This window comes from Streptomyces himastatinicus ATCC 53653, assembly GCF_000158915.1.
Lineage (GTDB): Bacteria > Actinomycetota > Actinomycetes > Streptomycetales > Streptomycetaceae > Streptomyces > Streptomyces himastatinicus.
This window is the reverse complement of sequence record NZ_GG657754.1, coordinates 1,178,219-1,204,806: the sequence shown is the minus strand read 5'-3', so window position 1 is coordinate 1,204,806 and position 26,588 is coordinate 1,178,219. Positions and strand designations below refer to the sequence as shown.

Below are 26,588 nucleotides of genomic sequence, written 5' to 3'. Positions count from 1 at the left end.
TCACCTTTCGTATCGGGTCAAGAAGAGTTGGAGGGGGCGTCTACTCGCTCGCCACGTGAGCCGGTCCGAGCGAGTAGACGTCGGAACGTGAGCATGCTCCGTGTCGAGTTGAGCGCGAGCACGCCTGTCAGCCGCTCTTCGCGCTCGTAGAGCGCCACGAACCGCCGCTCGGCGACTGTTCCTTCGACGATCCGGATCCGGTCGGTGGGGTGCGGGACTCCCGCGATCTCGATTTTGACGCCGTACTGCTCGGACCAGACGAAGGGGACCGGCGCGTAGCTGCCGGCCTGACGACCCTCGAGCAGGGCGCGGGCGACGAACGCGCCCTGCTCGGAAGCGTTGGTCCAATGCTCGATCCTCATCGTCTGCTCGAACAGCGGGTTGAACCATCGCGCCACGTCACCCGCCGCGTAGACGCCGTCGACCGATGTGGCACAGCGGTCATCGCACAGCACCCCGTCGGAGACGTTGACACCCGACCCGGCGAGCCAGTCGGTCACCGGCCGTGCGCCGATGCCCACGACGACAACGTCGGCTTCGATCGTGCGGCCGTCCCGGAGGCGTACACGCTCCACGCGCGCACCTCCGTCGAACCCCTCGACCGCCGTGCCGCAGACCAGACGCACTCCCGCGGCCACGGGAATCTCGGCGCATGCGAGCGCCATCTCCGGCCCGAGCACGCGAGCCATCGGAGCCGTGAGGGGCTCGATCTGCACCACGTCGCAACCGAGCCGGCGGGCGGTCGACGCAACCTCGCAGCCAATGAACCCACCGCCGACAACGGCGACGCGTGGCGAGCCCTGGAGCGCGGACCGGAGCGCGAGGCCGTCTTCGGCTGTGCGCAGCGGGTAGATGCTCTCGTAGAGGTCCCAATCGCGCGGCATCCACGGTGCGCTGCCGGTCGCGATCACCAGGTCGTCGTACCTCAGCGTCTCGCCGCCGTCGAGCTCCAGTGCCCTTCTCTCCGGATCCAGGGCGCGCGCTCGCTGCCCGAGCCGCAGGTCGAGGTCGAGCGCCGCCACCTGGTCGCCGGACAGCAGTTGGATGTCGTCCAGCGAGGCCTGGCCCTCGAGGAAGGTCTTCGACAGCGGTGGACGGTCGTATGGCAGACGCTCCTCCGCACCGACCAGCACGATCTCGCCGTCGAACCCGCGATCCCGGAGGGTCTCGGCGGTTCGGATGCCCGCCAGCGAGGCGCCGGCCACGACGATGCGCCGATGTCGGGGCACCGTCAGTCCCCCAGGCCCAGCGCGCGCGCCGGACAGTCGCGAACGGCATGCTTCACTTGGGCCCGCAGCTCCTCCGGAGGCTCGTCGACGAGAAGCTCGACGAGCCCGTCGTCGTGGAGATCGAACACCCGCGGTTCGGCGACGACACAGTTGCCGTAACCCTGACACTTCCCGCGGTCCACCAATACCTTCATGTCTCCCATTCCTTGCCGACGATGCGTGGCCTATCACCGGCCGTAATGCGTTGCAGTCGATCGAATCCGACGGTAGCGGCCTTCCTCGACGGCGAACACCGTCCGAAGGTCGGAGAAAGTTTGCTCCCTTCGAAGGGTCACGCCGGTGGATCGACGGGGATAGCGTCGGCGGTAATGTCGCCTGGAATTTCAACGCGTGACGGACAGGCGCCCCGGAAAGCGAACTCAAGGAGGATGTGATGGTCTCTGCTGACCAGCAGGGCGGAACCAGCAGTTACGGTTCACTGAACGGGTCGATGCAAGCCTTCCTTGCAGAGGTCCGGAAGGATCTCGAGCAAGGGATGCTTTCGCCACGGGTGTTGAACGATCCCGATATCCATCGTGCCGAGCTGGACCGCATTTTCACGCGGTGCTGGGTTTTCGTCGGACACATTTCGGAGATTTCCGATCCCGGCGACTACGTGCTCCGCTACATCGGTGAGGATCAGTTCATTCTGGTTCGCGACGAAAGTGGCGAGATCCAGCTGTTGATGAACAACTGCGTGCACCGCGCCTCGCCCGTATGCCGGGCAGAGAAGGGAAACACGTCGCATTTTCGGTGCCCGTATCACGGCTGGATCTACAAGAACTCCGGTGAGTGGAACGGCGCGCCTTTCCGCGCCAAGGCGTACCCCAAGATCGACACCGCCCGCTGGGGGCTGCGGAAGGCGCCCCACGTGGACAGCTACCAGGGGTTGATCTTCGCCTGCCTGGATCCGCAGGCGATGCCGCTGCGCGAGTACCTGGGCGACATGTGCTGGTACTTGGACGTGTTGTTCGGCCTCAACGAACAGGGGATGAGGGTGGCCGGCGATCCGCACCGCTGGATCGTGCCGGCCAACTGGAAGTCAGGCGCCGAGAACTTCGTCGGCGACGCCTACCACGTGCAGTCCGCACACCGCTCGCTCGAGGACATCGGTCTCCTTCCCGACGCCGGGGGCGCGTCCACCGGGAACTTCCATGTCACTCTCGAAGGCGGGCACGGGCTCATCGTCAGCCGGGGTTTCCTGCCTGAGCCGCACTACGGGATCATGGACTATCCGTCCGAGGTGACCTCGACCTTCGATCTCACCCGCTTCGACGCCGACCAGCGTGAGTTCCTGGAGTCCCGGTACACGGTGGTCGGGTTCACGATCTTTCCGAACCTGTCGCTCATCCATGCCGCTACCCCGCCCGAGCCGGGCCTGCCTCCGGTGAGCTTCACCTGCCTGCGACAGTGGCAGCCGCGCGGGTCCGAGGAGTTCGAGCTGTGGAACTGGCCCCTGGTGTGGAACGCGGCGCCGCCGGAGTTCAACCACGCGTCGTACGACGCCAGTGTCTTGGGCTTCAGCCCCTCGGGGGTCTTCGAGCAGGACGACACCGTCGTCTGGCGCGGCGGTCCTATGGTGGGTCGCTCGGCGTTCGCCCGTAAGGACATGAAGCTCAACTTCGAGATGGGCTTGGACGGCATGAGCGATTACGAGCCCAGGCTCGATTGGATCGGGCCCGGAGAGGCAAGTACTTCGGCCTTTGGCGAGAAGAACCAGCGCCGCTGGTGGCAGCGCTGGTGCGATGCTCTGGCGTCGTCCTGACGCTCGAGTGAAGGGTGATGGCGGACGGCTCGCCCCCGCCATCACCATGCGAGGAGCCGCCACCGCATCGTGCCGGAGCTCCGCCGTCAGCTGTGGGTTCGGCTCCGTCTCTGCGCCGTGGACGAGGTAGGCCTCGCTGACGGAGCCTCCGGCTGCTTGGAGCACCTTGCCGGTGACCGTGCAGTCCTCATGGGCAAGCCATGCCGCGACCGGGGCCACCACCTCGGGCGTCTGCCCCGATGCCTGGTTGCACTCGCTGTTCTCCGACGTGAGCATCGTCCGCAGTGCCAAGGTGTCGGCGTAGGGCGAGATGACGTTCGCCATCGACTGGGTGGGCAGGCCCACCCACGCGGCGCTCGAGCTGACGTTGACGAACCGCCCGTAGTTCCGGGCGGCCATTGCACCACGATTCGCTCGCGCGCCGTCGCGCTCGGCCACGGAGTGGCCGTCGCCCACGGCCTCGCCGCCGGCCCCTTGATGCCAGGAGCAGCGCGTACGACCGCCCGAGCCCGGGGTTGCTGCCCGCGCCGGTCACGAGCGCCACTCGTCCATCGAAACGAAACTCGTCCATGCTCATCCGTCCTCCACGGTGATGCTTGGAACGACTCAGTCCCCGGTGCGGACGCACGAACGACGCTCTCGCAGGCGCACATGGTGCCCGAGCAGGTCGGGGGACAGACTGCGAGGTTAAGGGCGGCCCCGACCGCCGCCAGCGTTCGAAAGTAGAACAACGGGCGCTCCCTTTCAGGGGTTTACGGAGATGGATCCGCCTGGCGAGCCTCAATTCGCCGCAGCCAGTGCGAGTCCGCCGCCCCGTGGAAAGTGAGACAGCGCATGTCGGTAACACGTCCGGGACGGGATGCCGCTCCCAACATGACGGATTACGACGCCGAGCGGGCTCGGTTCCACTGGGAGGTGCCGGAACGGTTCAACGCCGTCCTGGACATCCTCGAACGCCGGGCGGAGCAGAGCCCGGACGAGCTCGCCCTGGTGACACTGCGCCGCGATGGCGGCGTCGCCGCGTCGTTCACCTTTCGTGACTCGACCTGGCGAGCCGGCGTATGGGTCATGCCCTCGCCGGGATCGGTGTCGGCAGGGGCGAGCGGATCTTCGTGATGCTCCCGCGTATCGCCGAGTGGTACGTGGCCCTGCTCGGCGCGATCCGGATCGGCGCCGTCCCTGTACGCTGCTGGCGCGGGCTTCGGACGGGCCTACGCCGGCCGACCCGACCGCTGCCGACGCCATGATGCTCATCTACTTCACGTCCGGCACGGTCGCGTATCCCAAGATGGTCGCGCACACCCAGGCGAGCTTCGGGCTCGGTCACGTGGTCACGGCCAGCCGATCTGATCCTCGGCACCCTCGCACGTCACGGGGTCACGACGCTCTGTGCGCCGCCGACCCTGTACCGCTCGCTGGTCGTTGCCGATCTCGCGCGCTACGACCTCTTCAGGCTGCGCCATTGCGTCTCGGCCGGCGAGCCGCTCAATCCCGAAGTGATCCGGATGTGGGAAGAGGGTACGCGCGGACTGCCGGTCGGGCTGTTCGCCGACTACTGGCGTGATCCTGACGCCACCGCTGCCGCGTTCGCCAACGGCTGGTATTTCACCGGCGACAAGGCGCGCCGTGACGAGGACGGCTACTTCTGGTTCGAAGGCCGCCAGGACGACCCCGACCGCGCGCAGATCGTCACCGCGGTGAGCTGCGCCACCGGCTACGGGGCACCGCCGGTTCCTGAGATCCGCCGATACGAGGCACGTGGAGGAGTAATCGATGACAACTGCTGACGAGGCCGCGACGCACGGGCGAGCGGGTGGAGAAGGCGGACGAGCTCGCGCCGGCGATCCGCCGTGCGATCGCCGCGGACGGCCCGTACTTCATCGAGGTGCTGACGGCCGCGAGCACGATGCACCTGCACCTGGCCGGGTGGCCCGATACAGATCCCAAGACCACCCGCAAGGGCGGCCACGGCGACAGGGTCGTCGACGGCTCGTGGCCGAACTGACGAACGATGCCGCATCCAGTTCGCGCGAGGGCCGGAGCACCTGGGGAACGTGGCTCAACCGATCCCGAGAATCATGGCGAATGTTGAACAGCACGAGGAGTCGACGCGGTCGGGGGCTCGCCTGCCCGACATGGCGAGGTTCGTCGAGTTCCTCCAAGCCGGGAAGGCGGAGACGGAGAATCCGAAGCATGCTGCGATGATCGCCGTGCTGATCGAGCATTCGGTCGCCTAGGTGCGCGATCACGACATCGACCGGACGATGGCGACGCTGGTGGAGGACTGCGTTTACCACTACTACGGCGGTCCCGCCATGGTCGAGCGGAACGGCGGACGGGCTGAGTGTCCCTGCCGGTCGGGGGGGACGGCCGACGACGAGTTCGTGCAGACGGCGAGGCAGGTCATCGTCATCCCGTTCCGCGACGGTCTGATGGTCGGGGAGGACTTCTCCTTCGACGGCCAGGGCACTTTGGAGAAGGTGTCTTGACCGTTTCCCGGCTGCGTGCGGCAGATACGACCTGCCGTACGCCCAGACCCAGCCGTCGTACTCCCACCCTCGTGATCCTTGAGGCGGCTCCGGCGGGCAACCCGGTCCGGTCACTGCCGACGGCGGATCGCTGATGAAGACGGTCACAGAGCAGATCGCCGATGGCGCCGTAGGTCCTTATGGAAAACGAAACGTATCGCATCGGGTATTTGCTGGGTCGGCTAGATCGTGCGACGTGAAGGCCGCTGCAAGGGTACTTGACTGCGAGAGAGCGTCGAGTCGTCACTCTATCGATGCGATACGTTCCGTATCGGATGCTAGGGTGAGTGCACCCTCGTGGAGGAGAGGAGCGCCGGATGACGGTGTGTTTGCGACAGGCGGTGTTCGTTCCGCCTGCTGTCAGCGTCGTGGCCGATGAGCTGGGGTTGTTCGCTGATTCCGGTCTCGAGGTCGAGACGGTGCTGATCGAGTCGTCGTCGGATCAGCGGGATCGGCTGGTCGGCGGGGATGTCGATGTGGGTGTGACGGCCGTGGACAACCTGGTGGTGTGGAACCGGGGTGGCGGGGAGCTGCGCGTGGTGGCGCAGGTGGAGTCGACGACGCCGCTTCGGCTGGTGGCGCGGTCCTCGATCGAGAAGGTCCAGGACTTGCGGGGCGCGAGGCTGGGTGTCGACGCCTTGGACAACGGCTTCGCAGTGGTGCTCCGCCGACTTCTGGCCCAGCGCGGATTGGAGTCGGCCGATTGCGAGTGGGTGCCGGTGGGCGGGGTGCGTGAGCGCTTCGAGGCGCTGCGCGAGGGGACTGTGGACGCCACCTTGTTGGGCCCGCCACTGGATGAACTGGCAATCCGGGAGCGCCTGGTGGAGCTGATCTCGGTGGTGGAAGAGGTGCCCGACTTTCCCGGACAGGGTGTGGTGGCCGGGGCCGCCGCACTGCACGACGGGGAAAGGTTGTCGCGCTATCTCGGGGCGTTGGAGGCGGCCCGCAGGTGGTTGTCCGGTGCTCCGCGGGAGCAGGCGCTGGAGGTGCTGGCACGGGGCGGCTACGGGACCGGGGCGGCTCGGGCGGCGTTGCGTACGTGTCCGGTGTCGCTGGTTCCTGTTCGCGCCGGGCTGGAGCGGATCGTGTCGATGCGGCGGGAACTGGGCATGCTGCCCGATCCCGCGCCGAGGGTGGAGGACCTGTACGACAGCGGTCCACTCGGCCTGGAGCTTGGTCGATGACCGCTTGCCTGTTCCGGACCCACGATCGTCGCAGTGTCGGCACTTGCTTCCTGACCAGCGGGTTCGTCGAGTGAAGCAGGCTCCAGGGAGAAGCCACATCCGGTTACGCCGACCGGCAGGTCCGGGCGCGGAGTGCACAAGTGAAAAGCGGTACGGCCGAGTACGTGAGTCCTAGAGAGAGTTTTGATGTCCCGAGATTTCGAAGTCCTGGTCGTCGGTGGCGGACCGGTTGGGGTGAAGACCCTGGTGGAGCTGGGCCACGCCGGCGTGCAAGCGGTGGGTATCGAGCAGTGGCCGGAGATGTGGAAGCAGGCGCGGGCCGTGCACTTCGACGCCGAGGCCATGCGCTCCTTCCAGCCGATAGGACTGGCCTCGCAGGTCTGTGACCTGACCACTCCCATGTGCCACTACCGCATGGAGAACGAAGCCGGCGAGACGCTCTTGTCCCATGTCACGGGGGAGTGGGGGCCCCAGGCATGGCCTGGCGAGAATCTGTTCCATCAGCCGGAGATCGACGCACTTCTGCGCGCGGAGGTCGAGCGGCTTCCCGGTGTGGAACTCCGCCTCGGCACCGAGCTGTTGGGGATCGAGGAGGACACCGAGGGAGTCCACTGCCGAGTCGAGACACCGGAGGGGACGCAGCGAACACTCACGGCACGCTGGGTAATCGCCTGCGACGGCGCCAACTCCACGGTCCGCGAGGCGTTCGGGATTTCCCTCGAGAATCTCGGCGTCGACGACCCGTGGCTCGTCGTCGATGGACACCTGCATGGAACGGCTGACATCGAGGGCGACATGGTGGCCCTCGGCCGCCACAGCCGTCCCGCGCTCTGGCTCAGGCTGCCAGGTGACCGGGCGCGCATCGAGCTCAAGGTTCTCCCGGACGATGACCCGGACGAGATCATCACCTCCGAGGGCATCGCCCGGCTCAGCAAAGGCCTCCTCACGCCTGAGAACTTCACGCCCGATCGCCGCTCCATCTACACCTTCCGGGCCCGCGTCGCCGACACATGGCGGATCGGCAACGTGTTCCTCGCGGGAGACGCGGCTCACCAGGCACCGCCCCTGTTCGGCCAGGGGCTGTGCGCGGGTATGCGGGACGTGGCCAATCTAGCCTGGAAGATCCGTCTCGTTGCGCAGGGGAGGGCGCCTGAGTCCCTGCTCGACACGTATGAGTCCGAGCGTCGGCCTCATGCCTGGTACTGGGTCAACGAGGCGGCGACGATGGCCAACCTCGTCCAGACCACCGACCCCGCGATCGCCGCCCGGCGGGACGCTCATTGCCGCGCCAATCCCGAGACCGTGTGCCCGCCGCCGGCGCCCGCGCTGGGTCCGGGACTGCACCTCGGCCAGGCCGACCCGCACGCCGGACGGATCTCGGCGCAGCCGATGTTGCCCGACGGGCAGCGTCTCGACGACATCGTCGGACGCCGGTTCCTGCTCGCCGTGACGCCCGAACTGCTGGCCGGACTGCCCGCTTCGGTACGTACGGCCCTGGAGGACGAGCCGGAGATCGCTGTCCTGAGCTCTCCGCGGCACATCCGTGAACTGCTTGATGCGGTCGAGTCGTCGGCCGTGCTGGTGCGTCCCGATCGTTATGTGCTGGGGACGGCGCGTACGCCCGCCGAGGTCGAAGGACTGCTCGATCTGCTTCCCCTCGGGAACGGGCGCGAATCCCGTCGCGAGATGACGCGGACAGAAGAGACCGTCGCGTAGCGCTGAGCTGCGCAGCAGCAAACCTTTTACCGATGCGGGAGTTTGTCATGCATGATCGTCCGATTACTCATCTGCGGCATGTGGATATCGCCGTTCAGGATTATGAGAAGCAGATTGCGTTCTATGAGGAGAAGTGGGGGCTGACGAAGGTCGGTTCCGATGGGGATGTCACGTATTTCGCGGCCGAGGGGTCGCCGGAGCAGTATGTGATCCGGGTGCGGCGGTCACAGGAGAAGCGGCTGGATCTGGTGTCCTACGGGGCCGCGGACCGGGAGTCGGTGGATGCGCTGGCGGAGCGGCTGGCGTCGGACGGGGTGCACCTCGTGGGGGAGCCGGACGTGCTGCAGACGCCCGGTGGGGGGTACGGTTTCCGGTTCTTCGATGTGGAGGGCCGCACGGTCGAGGTGTCGACCGAAGTGGCGGCGCGGCAGCACCGGCGGATCGAGGAGCGTGAGGACATTCCGGTTCGGCTGTCGCACGTGGTGTTGAACTCACCGGAGCCGGAGAAGCTGCTGGCGTGGTACGAGAGGTATCTGGATTTCCGGCTGACGGACACCAATGTGCATCCCCGGCTGGGCGGGATCATGTGGTTTCTGCGGTGCAATCCGCAGCATCACAGCATGGCGATCGCGCGGTGTCCGCATGTGTCGCTCCATCATGCCTCGTTCGAGATGCGGGGGCTGGATGAGTACATGCGGGGCAGTGGCCGGCTGATGCGGGACGGGGTCCACAAGGTGTGGGGGCCGGGGCGGCATCGGGCGGGGGACAACACGTTCACGTACTTCCATGATCCGAACGGGAACACGATGGAGTACACGACGGAACTGGAGACGCTGGACGAGGACTCCTGGCATCCGCATCTGTACTCCACGGAGGATCCGGAGACCTCGGACCAGTGGGGGACGTCGAACCCGATGAACGACTTCGTCTCCCGGGAGATGTTCAACGACCCCGACCGCGGCCTCTTCGCCGCACCCCCCGTGTGAGCCCTGGGGAGCGGGCTGTCCAGCTCACCGCCAGGACAGCCCGCTCCACCCGCCGCGTTCGGCCGCCTTCACCGGAGATTACGAGGAAACCATGAGCAACACATCCTTTTCGCTGGGAACGTTCGCCGGAGAATCCGGCAGTCCGTTCCCCGGCATCGTCGTGGACGGCAGGGTGTACAACACCCGGACCGTCCTTCCCGAGGCTGCCGGCACTCGGGATCTGCTGGCCGACTGGAACGCCTCGCTCGAGGCACTGCAGGCCCTCGCGGACGAGCCCCAGGGCATGGGGCTGCCGGTCGGCGACCTGCGGGTCCTTCCCCCTGTGCAGCCGCCCGGCCAGATCATCGCCGCCGGAGCCAACTACCGCGAGCACGTCATCCAGATCACGGTCGCGCACCGCCTCGGCAAGGCGGACGCCACGGAGGACGAACTGCGCGAGCAGGCTGCACGGGAGATCGACGAACGCCGCGCGAACGGCGAACCGTACGTCTGGATCGGGGCCCCGTCCGCGATCAACGGCCCGTACGACCACCTCGTCCTCCCCTCCCTCGGCGAGAACCACGACTGGGAGCTCGAACTGGGCGTGATCATCGGGCGCGAGGCGCGCGACGTGAGCCGCGAGGAGGCCATGTCCGTCGTCGCCGGGTACACCATCTGCAACGACCTGACGACGCGCAGCCTGGTGCCTCGCCCGGATATCCCGATGATGGGCACCGACTGGATGCGCTCGAAGAACCAGCCCGGCTTCTATCCCACGGGCCCCTACGTCGTCCCGGCGCGCTTCGTGTCCGATCCGCACGACCTGGACATCACGCTGCGGCTCAACGGAGAGGTCATGCAGAAGGGCAATACGGGCGACATGATCTTCGACATCCCCGCCCTGATCTCGTACGCCTCGCACCGCATGGTCCTGCAGCCGGGCGACATGCTCATCACCGGCTCGCCGCAGGGGAACGGTTCGCACTACGGCCGCTTCCTGCGGCCGGGCGATGTGATGGAGTGCGAGATCACCGGACTCGGCACCCAGCGCACGTTCTGCAAGTAGCGGTATCCCGGCCCGTCGGGCGCATCGGCTGGTGCGATGAGCCCGACGGTTACCACCCGACTCCAGAGGAGAACCATGGCTGCCGGTGTCCAGGCGGACTCCCATCAGCAGCACAGCACACAGATGAGAGGCGGGCTCGTCGGACTCCTGGCCACGGCCACGGGATTGTGCGTGGCCAACCTCTACTACGGGCAACCGCTGCTCGACGCCATCGCGCACGGGCTGCACACATCGCCGTCCACCGCGGCGCTCCTGATCACGCTGACGCAGGTGGGCTACGCGGCGGGCCTGCTGTTCCTGCTGCCGCTCGGTGACCTCGTCAACCGTGCGAAGTTCGTGCCGCTGATGTCGCTGGCGACGGCGGTCTCGCTGGGCGTGATGGCAATGGCCACTTCCACACCGCTGTTCCTGGCTGCTGCCGCCGCCGCGGGGGCGGGGGCATCCACTGCGCAGGTGCTGATCCCGTTCGCGACCGAGCTTGCGCCGGTACAGCACCGCGGCCGGGTGGTCGGCACCCTCTCGATGGGGCTGTTGCTGGGCTCGGTGCTCGCCCGCACCGTGGCCGGGTACCTGGCCGAACTCGCCGGCTGGCGCACCGTCTACGGTACGGCTGCCGTGGCCATGGCCCTGCTCGCCCTGGTCCTGCGGCTGCGCATGCCTGTGGTCGCGCCTACCGTGCGCCTCGGCTACGGCGCACTTCTGGTCTCCACGGTCCGGATCGTGGCCAGTGAGCCGGCATTGCGGGTGCGGATGTTGATCGGGGGCCTCAGCTTCGCCGGCTTCTCGGTGCTCTGGACCGCCCTGACGATGCTCCTCAGCGGACCCCCTTACCACTACTCGGTTGGCACTATCGGCCTGTTCGGGTTGCTCGGCGCGATCGGCAGCCTGGCCGCTCGGCCCGTGGGTATGCTCGCCGATCGGGGCCACGGCAGCCTGGTGACCACACTCAGCTGCCTCGTGCTCGCTCTGTCGTGGGTGGTTCTGTTCTTCGGTGGTCACCACATCGCGCCTGTCATCATCGGTGCCGCGACCTTCACCCTGGCCGTACAGGCGCTTCAGGTCACCAACCAGAGCCGCATCTACCAGCTGGCGACCGATGCGCCGAGTCGCGTCAACTCCGCCTACATGACGGCATACTTCGTCGGAGGGGCCGTCGGCTCCGGGCTCACCAGCGCGGCCTACGGAGCCGGGACGTGGATCGGCGTATGCGTCCTCGGTCTGGCACTTGGCGTGTGCACGCTGATCTCTTGGGTATTCGGGTCGACGCGCCGGCCGCAGCCGTCCGGCGCACAACCCTCCCGGAGGCCCTCGCTGCCGACGTGACGTGGGCCCCTGCGCGGTCCGGAGAGATACATCCGAGCCCCAGCGTAATCCTTTCGATCCGATACGTTCCGTATTATTTGACTGGTGTATCCCGTTGGCACCCCCTGCCGGAGCAGGGAGTCCGCGCACACGTGGGGTAATTTGACTCTGTGGCTGTACGAAGCGAATCGAGTCGTCGAGCGATTCTCGACGCGACCATGGACCTCCTTGTCCGTGACGGACGCCGTGCCATCACGGTGCAGAAACTGACCATGGAGGCGATCGCCAAGCGGGCCAAGGTCAGCAAGGTGACGATCTACCGGTGGTGGCCGAGCAAGGCCGCAGTCGTCATCGACGCCTTCATGGAGAGCCACCTTGCACACACCCGCATCCCCGAAGGGGTACCGGTGCGCGAGGCCCTCCTGGTGCACCTCAAGTCGCTGATCTCACGCTACGCCGGCCCACAAGGGAAGCTGGTATCCCAAATCGTCGCCGAGGGGCAATACGACCCCGAGACGATGGCCAACTTCCGTGCACGTTTCTGGAACGACCGCGCGGCGGCGGTCGAGAAGTTGATGCGCCGGGGCATCGACGAAGGCGTTTTCCGGTCTGACCTCGACCCGAGCGCGGCAGCCCAGTTGTTCTACGCGCCGATCTACTTCCACCTCCTCTTCGGAGTCAGCCCGCTCAACGATGCGCTCGCCGAGCAGCTCGTCGATCTGGGTATCCGGGGGCTGGAAGCGCATCCGGAGCAGGGCGAGACGACGTGAGGCATGCTCCTGGGCTCGGTCCGCACGTACGGAGAGCGGACGGAGCCCGGCCGGGGTGAGCGGCAGTTCGCCGCTGATCTCGATGTCGAGTCCGGACCTTGTTCAGTCGACGCCCTCGGCCTCGTCCCGCTCGAACAGCAACCGTACGAAGTCGGTGACCGGCCCCACGATGTCGAGGTCCTGGTCGAGGATCCACTGCAACTGGAGCCCAGTGAGCACCGCCTGGAAGAGGACCGCGGCGTTCTCGGGACCGACGCCTTCGCGCAGCCGGGCGCGGGCCTTCTCGTCGGGGAATCCGTCGACGAACTGCGCGCGGCTGCGTTCGTAGCGCTCGGCGAAGTAGGTGTGCGCGGGATGGTCCGGTCGTGAGGCCGCGGCCGCGAGCTCGATCCACAGGCGCATCAGCTCGGGGGCCTTCTGGTGGTGGCGGATGAGTTCGGCGAGGAAGGGCCCGAGCTGGTCGGGGCGGTCGACCTCGTCCTGACCCCGCCGCCACTCCTCTGAGTCGCGGTCGGCGAGCACCTCGGCGAGGAGTTCGTCCTTGTTGCGGAAGTGGTGCAGCAGCCCGGCGTGGGTGATGCCGGCCCGTTCGGCGATGTCGCGCAGGGAGGCCTTGGCGTAACCGCGCTCGGCGAAGCTGTCGCGCGCCGCCCGTACGATCTCCGCCCTACGGGCCGGTGTCTTGGCGTACCGTCCCCGCGCTCTTGCCTGCCCCACGGTGCGCTCACCCTCCTCGACGAAACAACCTAGAAGCTTACCATGCGGTCAGAATTCGAATGATCCGGCGGCGGTCCGTCCCCTGCCGGACAGGAGCGCGGCCCCCTCCTCCGCGTCAGGGGTGGTCGCCGCACTCATCTCAACGCCCCTTCCCGTATGGGCGAGTCGTGGTGAAGGTGCCTGCCCCCGCGGTCTCGGTCGTACCGTCGGGGAAGACCACGCGCGCGGTTCCGGCCGGTGGCACGTCGACCGTGATCGTGAATTCGTCGCCGGTCGTCCTCCACTCGACCGCGATCGTGCCCTGCGGGGATTCGTGAGTGCCCCGGGCCCAGGTCAGGGAGGGGTGGGGGACGGGCGCGACCTCGAAGGACTCCCAGGCGACCGAGCCCGGTGCCTGCCGCAGCCCCAGGGTGTGGGTGTGCAGGAAGCGGATCACGGCGCCTTTGCTGTAGTGGTTGAGGGAGTCGTGGGCTGTTCCGTTGTCGTCGATACCCTCCCAGTCCTCCCAGACGGTGGTCGCGCCGCGGTCGAGCATGTACAGCCAGGAGGGTGCGGTGCGCTGGAAGAGCAGCGCATAGGCGACATCGACGTGGCAGGTGTCGGCCAGGACGGGGAGCAGGTCGCCGGTCGCGAGGAAGCCGGTGGTGAGGTGGGTTCCCGCGGTGCGGACCAGCTCGACCAGACGCATGGCGGCGGCCTCACGCAGCTCGTCGGGGACGAGTCCGAGGGAGAGCCCGCGGACGTAGCCGGCCTGGGTGTCGCCGCTGGTGCGGCCGTCGGGGGTGAGGAACTCGGCGCGCCAGGCGTCGCGGACACGCTCGGCGGTCACCGTGTAGTGGGCCGCGTCCTCGGCGCGGTCCAGCACCTCCGCGATGCGGGCCAGCGTCATCGTCGAGCGGTACAGGAACGCGGTGCCGATCTCGCCCTTGTCGGCCATGAACCAGGCGACGGGGTCGGTCCGGACGGGGTCGACGCGGGTGCCGTCGGCCGCCTTCGCCTTCGGTTCGGCCCACTCGCCCCAGTGGAAGGAACCGTCCCACAGGTACTGTTCGTGCGGCAGCGGCTCGGCGGAGCGCTCGACGCGGGAGTGGTGGCGGGCGGTGCGGGCGGTGTTCAGCGCCCATTCGACCCAGCGGACCATCGCCTCCCAGTTCTCGGCGAGGACATCCCGGTCGCCGTAGGACTGGTACAGCTCCCAGGGGACGGCGACGATCGCGTCGCCCCAGCCGGCGGAGCCGGTCATCAGGGCGAACTGGTCGTCGAGGTGGTGTTTGATGCGTCGGCCGTCGGGCGAGAAGCTGGCGATCCGGCCGTCGGGCAGCTGGTCGTCGCGGACCGAGCGCAGCCATTTGCGGCTGAAACCGAGGACGTCGTACAGCCGTGTGGCGGTCGGCGCGAAGACCTGGTAGTCGCCGGTCCAGGCGAGGCGTTCGCGGGTCGGGCAGTCCGTGGGCACGTCGACGGCATTGCCTCGGAAGCTCCAGTCGACGATCTCGTGCAGGCGGTTGAGGTCGTCGTCGCTGCACGCGAAGGTGCCGGTGCGGCGCAGGTCGGTGTGGACGACGCGCATGGTCAGGCTTGTGGGATCGAGCGGGACGCCGTCGCGCCGGATGCGGGCGTACCGGAAACCGTGCACGGTGTGGCGCGGCTCGAAGGTCTCGCCGCCGCCCGCGGAGACGACCTCGTCGCGCTGGACGAAGGGAACCGGGGCCTGACCGGGACGCGTGGCGTCCAGGTGATTGGTCATCAAATCGCCGGTGTCCGCAATGTGTTCGCCGTAGTCGATGACGGTGTGCGTCCCGGCTGGGCCGAGGTCGCCCAGGCTGATCCAGCCGGAGGCGTTCTGGCCGAAGTCGGCGATCCACAGCCCGTCCTCAAGCTGCTCGACCGACCGCGCGGGGCGCGACTCGACGACCCGCACCGGAGGTGCCGGCGACCAGTCGATCGTCGGTGCCTCGACCCGGTCGACGAGCACGGGCCGCTCGTTGTCGGGGCGGAGGCGGAAGTCGGTGGTCTGCCCGTCCATGAGGTCGGCCCGGGTGATGGCCGACGTCGCGCTCGTCCAGGTCTCGTCGGTGCGGACGATCTGGCGTGAGCCGTCCTCGTAGGCGATGTGCAGCTCGGCCCGCGCGCCGAGGACCCTACCCCAGCCGGCCGGCTGTCGGAACGCGCCCACCTGCCCCCGGTACCAACCGTCCGAGAGGACGATCTCGATCCGGTTGCCGGCCGGGCGCAGGGCACCGGTCATGTCCGACGCCTGTGCGTGGAGTGTGCGGTCGTACGACGTCGAGCCGGGCGACAGCTGGGCGGTGCCGGCCCGCTCCCCGTTCACGTATGCCTCGTACAGGCCGAGTGCTGTCGCGTACAGCCGCGCCGAGCGCACCCCGGCCTGTGCGTCGAACCCTGCCGAAAGGACGTACGCCAGGCGCCTGCCGTACCCCGGGCCCTCGGGCTCGGCCGGGGAGATCCAGCGGGCCTGCCAGTCCCCGTCGAGTAGGCCGACCTCGAAGGCGTGCCACCGCGACCACGGCGACGGGCGCTCGGCGTCGCGGGCCCGGACCCGCCAGGCCACCCGAGCGCCGCTGCCCGGCGCCGCCCAGGGCCAGGGTACGAACCGGTGCTGGCCGACGGCGGTCGTCACCGTGGGTCGATGTTCGCCGTCGACGGTGCACTCCAGCTCGTATTCCACCGAGCCATCCGCGTCCGACGGCGGCTTCCACGACAGGCGAGGTGCGGGCCCCGACACGGGGAACCGGTCACCGCCGCTGTCGATGTCCAGGTCGTACGGTGCGTTGTGCATGTTCTGCCTTCTACGAGAGGGATCTGTCGTTTCCGAGGACCGTCGCCCTTACCGCTACCGGACCGACTTCACCTTGAACTTGACGATGAGGCCGCCGGCCAGCGCGAGGACCGCGCCGATCAGGTAGAGCTGTGTGTAGTTCTTCTCGCCGCCCGTGGCGCCGACGGTGATGATGAGCGGGGCGATCAGCGGGGCGATGGCGCTGGGGATCTTCTGGGCGAAGGCGACCACCGCCAGGTAGCGGCCGGCCTGGGCCCGGTCGGGCAGGACGGCGAACACGATCGCCTGGTCGACGGCGCTGAACACCGCGATGGCGAGTTGCATGAGAACGGCGCCGATGACGAGCTGGGGCAGCGAGTGCGCGAACGCCTCCGTGACCGCCCCGGTGACGAAGAGCGCGGAACCGATGAGCGTGAACAGCTTGCGCCGGCCGAGCTTGTCGGAGAGGAAGCCGCCCCCGATGGCGCCACCCGTCGCCGCGACCACTCCGAGGATCCCGATCGCCGCCACGATGCCGGCGACCTCCTTGACCGGCATGTCCAGCCGCTGGGCGTAGAAGAACGTCCCGAAGGTGGTGTTGAAGTACAGGCCCATGAAGAAGACGAAGCGGCCGAGCCAGTTCCAGCCGAAGTCCGGGTAGGCGCGTGGACTGAACCCGTAGCTGGCCACCAGGTCCTTCGGCGTCACGGCGTGGACGTGCACGAGCTCACGGGAGTCGCCCTCCGGCTTGAATAACGGGAAGAGCACCACCAGGGCCGCTCCCAGGAGACCGGGGACCAGGAACACCAGGAGGGTGCTGGAGGCCACCGCGTACGCGAGGCCGATGCCGATGACCGGTGCGATCTGGGTCATGACGCTGGTGAGAGCCGAGATACGGCCCCGCTGCTCCTCGGGGACCCGGTCCGCCTGGATGTTCTGGATGGCCTGTCCGGCCGTGGACCAGCCGATCATGCCCAGCACCCACGCGAGGCCCACCAGCAGGACGGTCGGCGCGAGGGCGACCACGGCGAGTGCGACGGTGCCGAGCAGCGCACCGACGATCATGAAGGGGGTCCGGCGGCCGAGGCGGGAGCGGGTACGGTCGCTCCAGAGACCGATCACGGGGCTGAGGACCAGGTAGATGAACTGAGCGGAGCCGGTGATGTAGCCGAGCTGCTCCTCGTGCCCGGGGGCGAGGTCGGAGATCCGCAGTGCGAGTGAGTAGGACAGCGGAACCATCAAAGCCAGCGAGCCGCCGAAGCTGGCGAGCATCAACCAGGTGAGGTAGGACTTGCCGACCTTCTGCAGCGGCGGAGCTTCCACTTCGGGGGCGGGGGCCGGAGGCTCGGCCGGATGCCCGCCGTCGCCCGGTTCCGACACCGTCGGAGAGGGTTCTGCGACACCGATGTCCCGGTCGTCGTGAGGCATGAGGACTCCTTTGTCACATTGCGGGAGGGAGCGGCGGTCGCCGGAGGACGGTCGGCGCAGGGCCGGCAGCCGGACGTGGTACGCCGGGAGAGAGGGCCGGGGCCCGGGCGGGTGAGTGGCCCTGGGCCGGGTGTGTGCCGCGCGGTCCCAGGAGGTACTGCTGCTCGGTGTCGCTTCCGGGTGGACGTCCTCTTCCCCTGCCTCGTGGGCCGGAGCAGAGGATGCTCGTGCTCACGTCGGCCCGTCCGTGAGGCGGCTTCGGCGAAGCCCTCGGGTGTGCCGACGATGCGAGTCCTTCCGTACCGCGGTGTGCCGCGGACGGGAGCGGGCGTGTCCCGTGCCACCCCGCGACGGTCCGTGAGCGGCTTGACCGGTGAGGCGAGTTCCACCGGGTCCGTGGCGGGTCTCGCGGGATGGTGAGGGAGAGGGGCATGTGGCCCCTCCTGTTTTCGCTCGCCGTGCAGCAACGTTGTAAGGGCGTGATGGCGCTTCGGGATGTCAGCCGACGGCGGTCCCACTGCCGGGCTTGCGCCGGTTCAGGCCGAGCCAGCGGCGGCGGAGGGCGAACGCGGCCGCCTTCGGCTTACGGTCCCGGGTGAATACGCCCTTCTTGTTGCCGTCGACGCGGTGGATACCGGCGGAGGTCTGGAAGTCGGCGAAGTTCCACACGTGTTCGCCGAGGAACTCGGGGATGCGGTCGAAGACACGGTGGTACATGGCGAGGTAATCGCTCTGGTACTCCTCGCTCCACGGTGCGTCCCACACGGAGTGCAGACCGGGCTGGGTGTCGGCGCCGTACTCGGACATCATCACCGGCTTGCCGAAACGCTGGACCCAGCCGCGGAGATCCTGCTCCAGATAGTGCTCGGCGGTCGCGAGGTCGCCGGTGAAGACGTACCAGCCGTAATAGCGGTTGATGCTCAGCACGTCGAACAGGTCGCCGATCTGGTCATTCTGCGGCGTGGCGAACATGACCGCGGAGTAGGTGAGAGGGCGGGTCGGGTCGAGTTTGCGGGCCAGTTCGACCAGCGGCTCGAAGTACTCCCGGGCGCCGTCCTCGTTGGACGCCGGCTCGTTTGCGAGGGACCACATCACTACGCTCGGGTGGTTCTTGTCCCGCTCGATCAGCTCCCGCAGGTGCTGGGCGTGGACGTCCCGCGTGGCCCCGCCGAAGTTCTCCGGCGCGAACGTGGGGGTGGGCGGAACGCCGGTGAGGCCGCCCATGACACCCAGGTTGAGGCCGACGGCGGCGGTCTCGTCGATGACGACGATGCCGTGCCGGTCGGCGAAGTCGAGCACTTCCTCGGCGTATGGGTAGTGGGAAGTGCGGAAGGAGTTGGCGCCGGTCCATTCGAGAAGCTGGAAGTCGTGGACGAGGTAGGCGTCATCGTGGCCCTTGCCGCGCACCGGGGTGTCTTCGTGCTTGCCGAAGCCGGTGAAGTAGAACGGCTCGCCATTGATGAGGAACTGGGTGCCGCGCACTTCGACGGTGCGGACGCCGAAGGGCTGGGTGTAGCTGTCGGCCGTCTCGCCTGCGGTGACCAGTTCCACCACGAGGCCGTAGAGGTAGGCGGCGCCAGGCTGCCAGAGGGTGACGTCCTCGATGCGGAGAACGCCCTCGGGACCGTGTCCCTCCGCCACGGTCCGGCCCGCCTCGTCGATCGCGCGTACCCGGACGGCGGCTAGGTCGACGGCCTCGCCGGCGATCTCCACGCGGTAGTCGACCATGCCGGCCGCGCCGTCCCGCCCGGTGGCGACCGTGATGTCCTCGACGAAGGTGGTCGGCGTGCTGCACAGGCGGACCGAGCGCGCGATGCCGGCGTAATTGTAGAAGTCGTGCAGATACGACTGGCGTTGGCGCCCGTCGGGTCCGCTGCTGAGGGTGCCCGGCGGGATCGTCTCGTTGGTCAGCCGGTTGTCGACACCGACCGTCAGCCGGAACTCTTCGCCGGGCTCGACGGTTCCGGTGAGGTCCGCCTCGAACGGGGTGTAACCGCCGGTGTGTTCGGCCACGAGGCGGTCGTCCACATAGACCTGCGCGGCGTGGGTGACGGAGCCGAAGCGCAGGACCACCCGCTCGTCCGCCCAGCCGCGCGGCACCCGCACCTCGCGCTGGTACCAGACGACGCCGACATGGTCACGGATGTCCGCATCCACGAACAGGTCGTTGTAGCTGGCGGGGACAGGGGCTTCGAGGGGCGAGTCGAGTCGTGACGTCCACGGGGCGGCGCCGACGCGGGTGTCCAGGGCGAACCGCCACAGGCCGTCGAGGCCGACGGTGTCGCGGGTGGGGCTGCTGCGGGGCGAGAGCATGGGGTTCCTAGGGGTGGGTGCGGGGTGGTGGTGGGCGGTGCGGCGTGGCGGATCAGGCGGTCTCGCCGGCGTCGGCGAGGAGCGTGCTGCCCGTCATGAAGGCCGAGAGGTCGCTGGCGCAGAAGAGCACCACGCGGGCGATGTCGTCGGGCACGCCGAGTCGGCCGAGCGGGCTCGGCCGCATCACGGAAAGGATCTCCTCTGAGTCCAGCGAGACCCCGGCAGCGGCGGCCGCCGCCATGTTCCCCTCGGTCGGCACGAACGTCGGTGCCACGCCCAGCACGCGGATACCGAACGGGGCGAACTCCAGCGCGAGTTGGCGTGTGAGGCCGCGTGCCGCGTGCTTGGAGCCGACGTACGCGGCGAGTCCGGGGCCTGTCCCCCGGAGCCCGGCCGTGGAGACGACGTTGACAATGACGCCCCCGCGCCCGGCCTCGCTCATCCGGCGCGCGGCCTCCCGGGAGCCGAGGAAGACACCCCGTGCGTTCACGGCGAACACCTCGTCCCAGGTCTCGACTGGCATCTCCAGCGCCGGCACGGCGGGGAAGATCCCGGCGTTGTTGACCCAGATATCGAGCCCGCCGAGCTCCCGGACCGCGAGACCGGCGGCCGCGGCCACGCTTGCGGCCTCGGTGGCGTCGAGGTGGGTGGCCAGCGTCCGGCCCCCGCCACGGGCGCCCAGGTTCTTGGCGGCAACGTCGGCGAGTTCCGGCTCGATGTCCGCGACGAGAACGTCCGCGCCTGCTTCGACCAGGCGCTGGGCGATGGCCCGGCCGAGCCCCCGGCCGGCACCGGTCACGACGGCACGCCGTCCGGACAGCGAGACCAGTTCGGCCAGGGACTTGGACGAGACATCGGGTACGGATACCTGCACGGTGTGTCCTCTGTGTGACGGTGCGGTCAGATCCGGCCCTGGCGGGCGGTCGCGCCCAGCCAGGCGAGGGAGGGCTTGGGGCGGCGCTCGAACGTCTCGCGGTCGACCGCGACCAGGCCGAAGGCCGGCTCCCAGTGGCCCCACTCGTAGTTGTCGAGCAGGCTCCAGTGCAGATAGCCGCGTACGTCCACCCCGTCGGCGATCGCCTTGCCGAGGTGTTCCAGAGACTCGCCCGTGTAGGCGATGCGGCGGGTGTCGTCGTGGGTGGCGATGCCGTTCTCGGTGACCAGGATCGGCATGCCGCCGGTGACCTCGGAGGTGTGCCGCACGGCGATGCCCAGGGCGTCGGGCCGGTAGGCGGTGCCTACCAGCGTGTTGTCCGGGTGCTGCGGGTGTGGCTCGATCCCGTCCGGGCCGACCCACTGGCTGGAGTACGACTGCACGCCCACGAAGTCGTCGCCGCGCGCCGCCTCCAGGTAGAGGTCCTCCCAGACGTGCTCCAGTTCCCGCTTCTTGTCCTCCGCGCCGGGACGCGCCACGAAGGCCCGGTTGGCGACCGTCCAGCCGACCTTGGCGCCGGTGCGCTCGCGCAGCGCCTCCCGCGCGGCGTGGTGCGCCTCGACAAGCCGCTCGCCGATGGCCGTATCGGGAGCCGGCAGCGCCGGCCGAGGGCCCTCGTTGTCGAGGGTGGGGCTCTGCCACTCCCCGGCGGCCTGCTGGTCCTGCATGGCCCTGGCCATGTAGACCATGATGGCCAGCATGTTCGGCTCGTTCATGGTGACGACCCACTCGACGCCGTCGAGGATCGGCGAGACCGTCTCGACGTACGCCCGGAACCGGTCGATCGCATGGTCGTCCATCCAGCCGCCCTCCTGGGCGAACCAGAGTGGGCTGGTGAAGTGGTGCAGGGTCACGACCGGGGTCAGGCCGAGCTCGAAGGCAGTCTCGATCATGCGCCGGTAGTGGGCGAGTTCGGCGCGCGAGACCAAACCGGGGACGGGCTCGATACGGGCCCATTCGATGCCGAAGCGGTAGGCGCCCAGCCCGGCGTCGGCCAGCAGTCGCATGTCCTCGCGGTAGCGGTGATAGCTGTCGCAGGCGTCGCCGCTGCGCTCCATGCCCGGAACGCGTCCCTCACTCGCCCAGAAATCGCTGTTGAGGTTGTTGCCCTCGATCTGGTGCGGAGCGGTGGAGGCTCCCCACAGGAACCCGGGGGCGAGTTGGGTCATGTCGACGGCCTTTCTGCGTGTCGGTCGCGGTGGACCTGGTGGCGCCTGCCCGACGCTCGGGGCACATGGCTGCGATCAGTGACCACCCCTGCCCGGGTGGGCGCAGTCATGAGCCGCCCGCGCCAATACTTACCAGGTGGTCGGTTTTCGTTGGAAACTAGACCCGCGCAGGATCGCCGTGAAGGCGTCTGTCCAACTTCGTAACGAGAGCGTTACTTGGAACGCCGTTAGGATGCGCCGCCGCGGCCAGCGGATACTGGGCCGTATGCGTATCGACTTTGATCCTGAGACCGTCGGCCGGAACCCCTTCTACAAGCTGCTGACCTCGGTCGTCGTGCCTCGGCCCATCGCTTGGGTGTCCACCATCAACCCGGACACCCACACGGCGAACCTGGCGCCGCACTCCTTCTTCACCGTTGCCTGCGTGTCACCGCCCGTCGTGCAGTTCACCTCCGTCGGGCGGAAGGACTCGCTGCGGAATGTGGAGGAGACCGGGGAGTTCGTGGTGAACCTCGCGCCGGAGCGGATGTTCGAGACGATCAATGGGACGGCTACGGACTTTCCGCGCGGGGTGAGCGAGTTCGAGGCCGTAGGGGTGGCGCGGGAGGAGAGTGTGCGGGTGAGGCCGCCGCGGGTGGCGGAGTCGCCGGTGGCGCTGGAGTGCGAGCTGCACAGCACCGTGCTGCTGGGCGACTCGACCGTGGTGTTCGGGCGGGTGGTGCACGCCGCGGTCGATGACGGGGTCATGGTCGACGGGCATCCGGAGGTGGGCCGGCTGCGGCCGCTGGCGCGGCTGGGGAAGAACGAGTGGGGGACGGTCGGCGACGTGCTGGAGATCGAGCGGGTCCGGTACACGGACTGGGTGGGAGAGAACGGGGAGACGGGGAAGAGGTAGTGCGGTGATCGACGTGGTGGCGTTCGACGTCGGGTCCACGCTGGTGCGGGAGGACCGCTACTGGGCCGCGTGGGCCGACTGGCTCGGCGTGCCTCCGCATACGCTGTCCGCCCTGGTGGGGGCCGTCGTCGCGCAGGGGCGGGACGACGGGGAGGCTATCCGGCTGGTCAAGCCGGGGGTCGATGTCGCCGCGGAGCGGCGGGCGTGGGATGCGGCGGGGCGCGGGGAGTGGCTGGAGGAGCGCGATCTGTATCCGGATGCACGGCCCTCGCTCGGGGAGCTGCGTGCGCTGGGGCTACGGATCGTGGTGGCCGGGAACCAGCCGGTGCGCACGGGCCAGCTGCTGCGTTCGATGGAGCTGCCGGTGGATGCCGTCGCGACATCCGCGGAGTGGGGGGTGGCCAAGCCCGATCCGCGGTTCTTCGAGCGGGTCGTCGAGCTGGGCGGGGCCGCGTCGGACCGGACGCTGTACGTGGGCGACCATCCGGTGTTCGACATCCGGGCGGCGCAGGCCGCCGGGCTACGGGCCGCGCACATCCGCCGGGGACCCTGGGGGCATCTGTGGGCCGCCGGGGACGATGTGGCGCGGGCGGACTGGCAGATCGCCGGGTTGGGGGAACTGGTCCAACTGGTGCGGGGAGGATGAACCGCAGCTCAGGGGAGAGGTCGTACGGAGTGTGATGCATTCACACCCCGTGTGATCAGAGTGCTTGCATATATCTATCGCACACCCTCCCGCCGCGGGCCGTGTGGCGGTTGACTCTTCGCATACCGCTCAGGGGGCGCCAGACCTGAGCGAAGGGGCCGCCGGACCTCCTCCCTCCTCGGCCGGCGGCCCATCCCCCCCACGTAACGCTGAAGGTCAGCCCGCCGACTCTGCCGCGTGCGCGCTCAGCACGTCGAAGGCGATCAGGGCGAAGAGTGCCAGGCCCAGCAGGATCCGGTAGATCACGAACGGCATGAAGCTCTTGGTGGAGATGAACTTCATGAACCAGGCGATGACGGCGTAGCCGACGACGAAGGCGATGACGGTCGCGAAGAGCGTCGGGCCCCACGCGGTGTGGCCCTGGGACGCGTCCTTCAGCTCGAAGACCCCGGAGGCCAGCACGGCCGGGACGGCGAGGAGGAAGGAGTAGCGGGCCGCGGCCTCACGGGTGTACCCCATGAGCAGACCACCGCTGATGGTCGCGCCGGAGCGGGAGACACCGGGGACGAGCGCCATCGCCTGGCATATACCGAAGATCAGTCCGTCCCGGACGCTCAGTTCCTGGAGAGACTTGCGCTGCTTGGCGACGCGGTGCTTGCCGCCTGTCTCGTCGCGGGCGGCCCGCCGGTCGGCGTAGCCGAGGACGATGCCCATCACGACCAGGGTGGTGGCGATGAGCCGCAGATCGCGGAACGGGCCCTCGATCGCGTCCTGGAGCGTGAGGCCCAGCACACCGATCGGGATCGAGCCGACGATCACCAGCCAGCCCATCTGGGCATCGTGGTCGCCGCGCCACTCCTTGTTGAACAGGGAGCGGAACCAGGCGCTCACGATCCGGGCTATGTCCTTGCGGAAGTAGATGAGCACCGCCAGCTCGGTGCCTATCTGGGTGATGGCCGTGAAGGCGGGGCCAGGGTCGTTCCAGCCAGCGAAGGCGGCGGTGAGGCGCAGATGGGCGCTGGAGGAGATCGGAAGAAACTCGGTCAGCCCCTGGACCAGCCCGAGGATGAATGATTCAAACCACGACATTGCGTCTACGCTATCCAAAGGCTGATCATGCGCTGTTCCGGGGCATGCCGGAACAGGCGGGGCGGCCGACGGGAAGGCCGATGGCCGGGGACCGGCCACCGGTTGTGGTGGCAGCGTAGCGTCCCCGGGTGGACGGCCCGCCAAGGGCCCGGTCCGAGGGCTGCTTTAGCCATGTGGGGCATCAACTCGCGCGCCCCGCAGGCGGCCGCGCTTGCGCCAGGCCACGATCAGCCCGCCGAGGGCGGGTACGGCGATGCAGGCCAGCGCGATGAGGAAGACGGGCGAGGTGGGCGTGGCCGCATGGCCGCCCGCCACCACGTACGCCGCAGTGTTCGGCACACAGCCGAGCCCGGTCGCCAGCAGGAACGCGGGCCAGCCCATCCGCGAGATCGCCGCGCAGTAGTTCGCGGCGGCGAACGGGATGCCCGGGAGGAGCCGGATCGCCAGCATCGAGCGGAAGCCGTGCCGACTCAGCTGCCGGTCCGCCGCGCTCAGCCAGCGGCCCCGCAGCAGCGGGCGCAGCGCGTCCTGCCCGAGCAGTCTGCCCAGGCCGAAGGAGATCCCGGCGCCGAGCACCGTACCGATGACGGCCGCCGCGAGACCGACCTGGGCGCCGAGGAGTACCCCCGCCGCCAGGCTGAGCAGCGGCCGGGGCACCAGCGCGGCGGTGCACAGCCCGTACGCGGCCGCGAACAGCACCACGGCCGCCGGCCCCGACACCTGCGGCGGCCAGCCGTCGGCCAGCAGCCGGTGCGGCTGCCACCACCCACACCGCGGTCGCGGCGCCGGCCAGCAGCGCGGCGAGCAGCCCGAGCCGTGACCACGGCGAGGACAGCACGGCGCGGGCGCGGCGCACGGCCGGTTTCGGGGCGGGAACGGCGACATCGAGCATCGGAGGAGCGTAACCGACCGGGCCGCGGGCACGCTGTGATGTCGTCCGCTCGTCGGCTGGTTGTCGACGGACCGATACACGGGACGGCCGCATAACCACCTCCCGGACATCAGGGGTTCGCATGCGCCGCACCGGCCCCGTGCGCCGCGAAAACCATTCGACGGGGACCGAACGGTGCGCAATGATCACGGCATGTTCCGGTATGCCTTCCTCATGACGACGTCCGCGGTCGCGGACGCTCCGAAGGCTGCCGTCACCTCTTCCGGCGCCGCCGCAGCGGTATCCGCTGCCGCCGCGGCCGTGACAGCCGCCCACCTCGACGGCGCTCGAAGCTGACCCTCCTCGGACGACTCCGACGGACCCCACCGGGGGAGGGTCGGCCAGGCCCCGGGGTTCGCGTTTCCCATGTCGTTCCGAGGAGGAACACCCATGTCCGCCCTGCCCAAGACGGTCAAGCAGAGCTACGTGCGCACCAAGCCGCATCTGAACATCGGCACCATGGGCCACGTCGACCACGGCAAGACCACGCTCACCGCCGCCATCACCAAGGTGCTCAGCGAGCGCGGCTCCGGCGGTACCTATGTGCCGTTCGACCGCATCGACCGGGCGCCGGAGGAGGCCGCGCGCGGCATCACCATCAACATCGCGCACGTCGAGTACGAGACCGACACCCGGCACTACGCGCACGTCGACATGCCCGGCCACGCCGACTTCATCAAGAACATGGTGACCGGCGCGGCCCAGCTCGACGGCGCCATCCTCGTCGTCTCGGCGCTCGACGGCGTCATGCCGCAGACCGCCGAACACGTGCTGCTCGCCCGCCAGGTGGGGGTCGACCACATCGTCGTCGCCCTCAACAAGGCCGACGCGGGCGACCCGGAGCTCACCGACCTGGTCGAACTGGAGGTGCGCGAGCTGCTGTCCGCGCACGGCTACCCCGGCGAGACCACGCCCGTCGTACGGGTCTCCGGGCTGCGCGCGCTGGACGGCGACCCGCGCTGGACCGGCGCGATCGAGGCGCTGCTCGACGCCGTCGACTTCTACGTACCGACGCCGGTGCGCTACACCGACGCCCCGTTCCTGCTGCCGGTGGAGAACGTGCTGACCATCACCGGCCGCGGCACGGTGGTCACCGGCGCCGTCGAGCGCGGCACGGTGCGCG

The 26,588-nt window shown here is 68.8% G+C and carries 25 protein-coding genes and 1 pseudogene; 16 read left to right on the top strand and 10 right to left on the bottom strand.

What is annotated here, in order from left to right; genetic code table 11:
- Positions 1-17 precede the first annotated feature (17 nt).
- The gene (locus tag SSOG_RS04455; protein ID WP_039936552.1) at positions 18-1,229 is read right to left on the bottom strand and encodes an NAD(P)/FAD-dependent oxidoreductase; all 1,212 of its coding nucleotides are present in this window, start codon (positions 1,227-1,229) and stop codon (positions 18-20) included.
- A gap of 2 nt (positions 1,230-1,231) precedes the next feature.
- Entirely contained in the window at positions 1,232-1,423 is a 192-nt protein-coding gene (locus SSOG_RS53250) for a ferredoxin (protein WP_039936551.1), read from the bottom strand.
- A 239-nt stretch (positions 1,424-1,662) separates the two neighbouring features.
- Between SSOG_RS53250 and SSOG_RS04445 the strand changes: the two genes are divergently transcribed.
- The 13 genes from SSOG_RS04445 to SSOG_RS04395 all read left to right on the top strand — a co-directional run bounded on the left by SSOG_RS04445 (position 1,663) and on the right by SSOG_RS04395 (position 12,564).
- Positions 1,663-3,033 carry an aromatic ring-hydroxylating oxygenase subunit alpha gene (locus SSOG_RS04445; RefSeq protein ID WP_039936549.1) on the top strand — a complete coding sequence of 457 codons (1,371 nt, stop codon included), beginning with the start codon at positions 1,663-1,665 and terminating at the stop codon, positions 3,031-3,033.
- An 873-nt stretch (positions 3,034-3,906) separates the two neighbouring features.
- Positions 3,907-4,149, top strand: a complete 243-nt coding sequence (locus SSOG_RS52180) for a hypothetical protein (RefSeq protein ID WP_039936547.1) — start codon at positions 3,907-3,909, stop codon at positions 4,147-4,149.
- Positions 4,095-4,280: an AMP-binding protein gene (locus SSOG_RS58325; RefSeq protein WP_009713012.1), complete on the top strand. Its 186-nt coding sequence runs from the start codon at positions 4,095-4,097 to the stop codon at positions 4,278-4,280. Before SSOG_RS52180 ends, SSOG_RS58325 begins: the two co-directional genes overlap by 55 nt.
- A 33-nt stretch (positions 4,281-4,313) precedes the next feature.
- Positions 4,314-4,820, top strand: coding sequence for an AMP-binding protein (locus tag SSOG_RS57875; RefSeq protein ID WP_106516351.1), 507 nt, complete (start codon positions 4,314-4,316; stop codon positions 4,818-4,820).
- Positions 4,821-4,846: 26 nt separating this feature from the next.
- Complete coding sequence (locus SSOG_RS04430; protein WP_009713010.1) at positions 4,847-5,038, top strand: hypothetical protein; 192 nt, start codon at positions 4,847-4,849, stop codon at positions 5,036-5,038.
- A 73-nt stretch (positions 5,039-5,111) separates the two neighbouring features.
- On the top strand, positions 5,112-5,270 hold the full coding sequence (locus tag SSOG_RS52175) for a hypothetical protein (RefSeq protein WP_154685888.1): 159 nt from the start codon (positions 5,112-5,114) through the stop codon (positions 5,268-5,270).
- Positions 5,271-5,522, top strand: a complete 252-nt coding sequence (locus tag SSOG_RS04425) for a hypothetical protein (protein WP_009713008.1) — start codon at positions 5,271-5,273, stop codon at positions 5,520-5,522. It abuts the gene before it with no gap.
- Between the two features lie 356 nt (positions 5,523-5,878).
- Entirely contained in the window at positions 5,879-6,745 is an 867-nt protein-coding gene (locus SSOG_RS04420) for an ABC transporter substrate-binding protein (protein WP_050799761.1), read from the top strand.
- Positions 6,746-6,931: 186 nt separating this feature from the next.
- Positions 6,932-8,461 (top strand): bifunctional 3-(3-hydroxy-phenyl)propionate/3-hydroxycinnamic acid hydroxylase, encoded by a 1,530-nt coding sequence (locus tag SSOG_RS04415; protein WP_009713006.1) that lies wholly within the window; start codon positions 6,932-6,934, stop codon positions 8,459-8,461.
- Between the two features lie 47 nt (positions 8,462-8,508).
- The gene (locus tag SSOG_RS04410) at positions 8,509-9,447 is read left to right on the top strand and encodes a VOC family protein (RefSeq protein WP_009713005.1); all 939 of its coding nucleotides are present in this window, start codon (positions 8,509-8,511) and stop codon (positions 9,445-9,447) included.
- A gap of 91 nt (positions 9,448-9,538) precedes the next feature.
- A complete protein-coding gene (locus SSOG_RS04405) occupies positions 9,539-10,492 on the top strand; it encodes a fumarylacetoacetate hydrolase family protein (RefSeq protein WP_009713004.1) in 954 nt (317 codons plus the stop codon).
- A 171-nt stretch (positions 10,493-10,663) separates the two neighbouring features.
- Positions 10,664-11,815 (top strand): MFS transporter, encoded by a 1,152-nt coding sequence (locus SSOG_RS04400; protein WP_167542463.1) that lies wholly within the window; start codon positions 10,664-10,666, stop codon positions 11,813-11,815.
- Between the two features lie 149 nt (positions 11,816-11,964).
- A complete protein-coding gene (locus SSOG_RS04395) occupies positions 11,965-12,564 on the top strand; it encodes a TetR/AcrR family transcriptional regulator (RefSeq protein WP_009713002.1) in 600 nt (199 codons plus the stop codon).
- A 102-nt stretch (positions 12,565-12,666) separates the two neighbouring features.
- On the opposite strand, the gene SSOG_RS04390 is transcribed toward SSOG_RS04395, so the two are convergent.
- The 6 genes from SSOG_RS04390 to SSOG_RS04365 all read right to left on the bottom strand — a co-directional run bounded on the left by SSOG_RS04390 (position 12,667) and on the right by SSOG_RS04365 (position 21,904).
- On the bottom strand, positions 12,667-13,281 hold the full coding sequence (locus SSOG_RS04390) for a TetR/AcrR family transcriptional regulator (RefSeq protein WP_009713001.1): 615 nt from the start codon (positions 13,279-13,281) through the stop codon (positions 12,667-12,669).
- Between the two features lie 139 nt (positions 13,282-13,420).
- A complete protein-coding gene (locus tag SSOG_RS04385; protein WP_009713000.1) occupies positions 13,421-16,081 on the bottom strand; it encodes a family 78 glycoside hydrolase catalytic domain in 2,661 nt (886 codons plus the stop codon).
- Positions 16,082-16,135: 54 nt separating this feature from the next.
- Entirely contained in the window at positions 16,136-17,488 is a 1,353-nt protein-coding gene (locus SSOG_RS04380) for an MFS transporter (protein ID WP_009712999.1), read from the bottom strand.
- A 498-nt stretch (positions 17,489-17,986) separates the two neighbouring features.
- Positions 17,987-19,801, bottom strand: a complete 1,815-nt coding sequence (uidA, locus tag SSOG_RS04375; protein WP_009712998.1) for a beta-glucuronidase — start codon at positions 19,799-19,801, stop codon at positions 17,987-17,989.
- A 52-nt stretch (positions 19,802-19,853) separates the two neighbouring features.
- Complete coding sequence (locus SSOG_RS04370) at positions 19,854-20,675, bottom strand: SDR family NAD(P)-dependent oxidoreductase (protein ID WP_009712997.1); 822 nt, start codon at positions 20,673-20,675, stop codon at positions 19,854-19,856.
- Positions 20,676-20,701: 26 nt separating this feature from the next.
- Positions 20,702-21,904: a glycoside hydrolase family 1 protein gene (locus tag SSOG_RS04365; RefSeq protein ID WP_009712996.1), complete on the bottom strand. Its 1,203-nt coding sequence runs from the start codon at positions 21,902-21,904 to the stop codon at positions 20,702-20,704.
- Between the two features lie 265 nt (positions 21,905-22,169).
- On the opposite strand from SSOG_RS04365, the gene SSOG_RS04360 reads away from it, so the two are divergent.
- Together SSOG_RS04360 and SSOG_RS04355 are read left to right on the top strand one after the other, a co-directional pair.
- Positions 22,170-22,799, top strand: a complete 630-nt coding sequence (locus SSOG_RS04360) for a flavin reductase family protein (RefSeq protein WP_039940625.1) — start codon at positions 22,170-22,172, stop codon at positions 22,797-22,799.
- A 4-nt stretch (positions 22,800-22,803) separates the two neighbouring features.
- A complete protein-coding gene (locus tag SSOG_RS04355) occupies positions 22,804-23,445 on the top strand; it encodes an HAD family hydrolase (protein WP_009712994.1) in 642 nt (213 codons plus the stop codon).
- A 216-nt stretch (positions 23,446-23,661) separates the two neighbouring features.
- Here the strand turns inward: SSOG_RS04355 and SSOG_RS04350 are convergent, their stop codons facing one another.
- Together SSOG_RS04350 and SSOG_RS04345 are read right to left on the bottom strand one after the other, a co-directional pair.
- Positions 23,662-24,534 carry an undecaprenyl-diphosphate phosphatase gene (locus SSOG_RS04350; protein WP_009712993.1) on the bottom strand — a complete coding sequence of 291 codons (873 nt, stop codon included), beginning with the start codon at positions 24,532-24,534 and terminating at the stop codon, positions 23,662-23,664.
- A 165-nt stretch (positions 24,535-24,699) separates the two neighbouring features.
- Positions 24,700-25,426 (bottom strand): annotated as a pseudogene (locus SSOG_RS04345) (TVP38/TMEM64 family protein).
- Positions 25,427-25,864: 438 nt separating this feature from the next.
- On the opposite strand from SSOG_RS04345, the gene SSOG_RS04340 reads away from it, so the two are divergent.
- Positions 25,865-26,588, top strand: a 724-nt coding sequence (locus tag SSOG_RS04340; protein WP_154686079.1) for a GTP-binding protein, incomplete at its 3' end; no start/stop codon positions are given.